This is a genomic window from Archangium sp., assembly GCF_036389735.1.
Taxonomy (GTDB): Bacteria; Myxococcota; Myxococcia; order Myxococcales; family Myxococcaceae; genus Archangium.
The window spans coordinates 1-2,870 of the sequence record NZ_DASVWK010000957.1 but is presented as its reverse complement, the minus strand read 5'-3'; the positions used below and the strand labels follow the sequence as shown (position 1 = coordinate 2,870).

The window sequence follows — 2,870 nt, the reverse complement described above, 5'->3', positions numbered from 1 at the left end:
CAGCTCCATGGGGCAGCGCACGCCCTTGGGCACGTAGACGAACGAGCCGTCGCTGAACACCGCCGAGTTGAGCGCCGCGAAGTAGTTGTCCGAGTGAGGCACCACCGTGCCCAGGTACTTCTTCACCAGCTCGGGGTGCTCGCGCACGGCCTCGGAGAAGGAGCAGAAGATGACGCCGGCCTTGGCCAGCTTGTCCTTGAAGGTGGTGGCCACGGAGACCGAGTCGAACACGGCATCCACCGCCACGTTCTGCATCCGCTTCTGCTCCTCCAGCGGGATGCCGAGCTTGGCGTAGGTCTTGAGGAGCTCCGGATCCACCTGGTCGAGGCTGTCCAGCTTCGGCTTCTGCTTGGGCGCCGAGTAATAGATGATGTCCTGGTAGTCGATGGGCGCGTAGTCCACCTTCTGCCAGCGCGGCTCCTGGAGGGTGAGCCAGTGCCGGTAGGCACGCAGGCGCCACTCGAGCATGAACTCCGGCTCGTTCTTCTTGGCGGAGATGATGCGGATGACGTCCTCGCTCAACCCGCGAGGGATGCTCTCCGACTCGATGTCGGTGACGAAGCCCGCGTCGTACTGGCGCTTGGTGAGCTCGTGAATGGCCTGCGTGCTCATGAGGGGACTCCTCCCACCGTGGCGGGGTTCGGGTTCGGGTTCGTCTTGAGGCTGACGAGGCGCGGTACGGGCGCGCACAGGTCCGCCAGCGTCAGCCGGCCGAGCGCGTCCTGGATGGTGCGGTTGATGACGCGCCAGTGGCCGCGTACCTGGCACACCTGCTCCAGCTCGCAGGAGCCCGCCGGAGGATGGGCGCCGTTCGCGCCGCACTCGGTGAGGGAGACCGGGCCCTCGAGCGAGGCGATGATCTCCGTGAGCGGAATCTCCCGCGCGGGCCGGGCCAGCCCGTACCCGCCGCTCGCACCCCGGTGGGACACGAGCAGGCCGGCGCCCTGGAGCCCCTTCAGCACCTTGCTCACCGAGGGTAGGGGCACACCAGTCCGTGCCGCCAATTCCCTCGCCGTGCGCGTCTCACCCTCCCCGCGCGCCAGCTCGGTCAGCAGCACGATGCCGTAGTCGGTCATCTTGCTCATCCGGAGCATTTCGGAATCTCTCCACCATCTGGACCCCCGATCTCAGAGGGACCTGCGTGAGGGCTCTTTAAACAGGACCAAGTTGGTCCGCATTAAAAATCGTGGCATCACGGGCTCGGCGCCCCGGCTGCCCTGGGACTGAGCACCAGCCTCCGCAGCGTTGGTCAGCCCTCTCCTGAAAACTTGAGTCTTGGAGACTTGAGTTTGTGCCGAGTTTGTGAGCACCCTGTACAGTGAAGGGTAGTCACAAACTCGGCACAAACTTCCGGGTAGGCACTAGAGCCATGCAGCGTATTCGAGAAGAAGTCGAGGTGGCTCTCAGCCGGGTACGGGCGGGAACGACCGCACACAAGTTGGAGTCCTCCACCCTGGACTTCAAGGAGCAAGGGCAGAATGGGCTCAAGGAGTTCATGCGTGACCTCGCAGGCGATGCCGTCTGCTTCGCGAATGCGAGTGGTGGAGCGATCATCATCGGGGTCGACGACAAGCAGGCAGGCCCATCGGCCTTCAAGGGTACTGACCTTGACTCCGAGGAAGTCCGCAAGCGCATCTACGAGCTGAGCAACCCGCACCTCCTCGTTGAGGCCGCAGAGCGTCAGTTCGCGGGTGTTCGGCTGCTCGTGCTCTTCGTGCAGCAGAGCCTTGATGTTCATGCGGACACGCAAGGACGGGCTCGACGGCGAGTGGCGACGGACTGCCTACCCATGAGCCCCGACGAGGTCGCCCTCTTGCGCGAGGAACGCCGGGACTTCGATTGGTCGAGCCAACTCAGTGAGCGCACGGTCAACGACGTGTCTCCAACTGCACTCGAGGCGGCACGCCGCAGCCTCGCTACCCTCACGGATGAAGCGCGGCGCAAGTATGCACGCCTCGGCGACCGCGACTTGTTGACAGCGTTGGGTGTCATCTCGGAGCAGGGGGTACTCCTACGTGCTGGCGAACTGCTCTTCTGCGAAATTCCTTTTTCCCCCGCTCTCCAATATCACTACCGCCAGACGCCGGGTGGTGAGCCTCGTGCCATCGAACGTATCGAGACGCCCCTCGTCCTTGCATTCGAGAAGGTGCTGGGGTTGGTGCAGGCCCGACTCAACCAGACACCTATCTCGCTTCCCAACGGCCAGCAGATTGACATCGCGGACTTCCCCCATCTGGCCATTCGCGAGGCCATTGCCAACGCCATCGTCCACCAGGACTACCGCCTGCGTCGCCCCGTCTTCATCGATCACTCCCCCGAGGTCTTCGTGGTCACCTCACCCGGACCACTTGTCTCCGGAGTGACGCCTGAAAACATCCTCACGCATCCCCCCAAGCCCCGTAATCGCACCCTGGCCCGCGCAACACGCACCCTCGGTTTCGCCGAGGAGGCTGGACGCGGGGTGGATCGCATGTACCGAGAGATGATCCGCTCCGGCCGCGACCTTCCCCGCATCGAGGCATCCTTCGAGCAGGTTCAGGTGAAACTGGTGGGAGGAGCAGCCAGAACTCAGATCGCCCGATTCGTCGCCCAACTCCCAGAGCCGGAGCGAGATGACACGGACGCACTGCTGATCCTCTTCCGCCTCTGTCGCAGCAAGGCAGTGACAGCACTGGACATGGCCCCCATGCTGCAGAAATCGGTGGATGAGACCGAGGCGAGTCTGCGGCGGCTAACGAACGATGAACTCGCGATCCTAGAGGCCACGCGACAGACCGCACGCAACGCCCATCCTGCCTACCGGTTGCGAGGCGAGGTGCTCAAGCGACTGGGCTCAGCCGTGGATTACCACCGCCGGACCACGGATGAGT

General features: G+C 64.0%; 2 protein-coding genes and 1 pseudogene. 1 reads left to right on the top strand and 2 read right to left on the bottom strand.

Translation table 11 applies throughout. From position 1 onward, the window contains the following. Positions 1-612 (bottom strand): annotated as a pseudogene (locus tag VF794_RS34055) (Fe-S cluster assembly protein SufB); the annotation flags it as partial. Next, positions 609-1,094: an SUF system Fe-S cluster assembly regulator gene (locus VF794_RS34050; protein WP_331117292.1), complete on the bottom strand. Its 486-nt coding sequence runs from the start codon at positions 1,092-1,094 to the stop codon at positions 609-611. The pseudogene VF794_RS34055 and the gene VF794_RS34050, both read right to left, overlap by 4 nt. Positions 1,095-1,369: 275 nt before the next feature. On the opposite strand from VF794_RS34050, the gene VF794_RS34045 reads away from it, so the two are divergent. Next, positions 1,370-2,870: RNA-binding domain-containing protein (locus VF794_RS34045; protein WP_331117291.1), on the top strand; the 1,501-nt coding region annotated here is incomplete at its 3' end.